Source organism: Mesorhizobium sp. M1A.F.Ca.IN.020.03.2.1 (assembly GCF_004023205.1).
Taxonomy (GTDB): domain Bacteria; phylum Pseudomonadota; class Alphaproteobacteria; order Rhizobiales; family Rhizobiaceae; genus Mesorhizobium.
In genome coordinates, this window is record NZ_RZSV01000519.1 from 1 (window position 1) to 426 (window position 426).

A 426-nucleotide genomic window follows, 5' to 3' on the forward strand; every position below is an offset into this window, starting at 1 on the left:
CGGCGGGTGGCTAATCTCCCCCCTTGCGGGGGAGATGGCCGGCAGGCCAGAGGGGGGTGCTGTCCCGCCAGCCTATCCGCTCTGCTTGTCCTCCACTTTGCCCATTGTACTGCTGTCGTACCTTGAAAGGATTGGCGAGGCTGGCGTTCCTTCACACCCCCCTCTGTCCTGCCGGACATCTCCCCCGCAAGGGGGGAGATTGAGCACTCCGCCGCCGGCGCCTTCATTGTTGCCACTCTCACATCCCCCTCCCGCGATGGCCGTGAAACCGCGCATGATGATGCGCGCAGTAGGAGCGCGTGGCCGACGTCGGCAGGCCGCAGCAGAGCATGTCGGGACCGGGCCGCGCGCCGACGGGATCCTCGTCCGCCTCCTCGCGCAACGCGAGATCGACCGGCGCGCGGCAGCGCTTGAACAGGCAATCAA

The 426-nt window shown here is 67.4% G+C and carries 1 pseudogene; it reads right to left on the reverse strand.

The annotated features are described in order from the left end of the window. Positions 1–238 precede the first annotated feature (238 nt). Positions 239–426, reverse strand: a pseudogene (locus tag EOA79_RS32480) (GcrA cell cycle regulator); the annotation flags it as partial.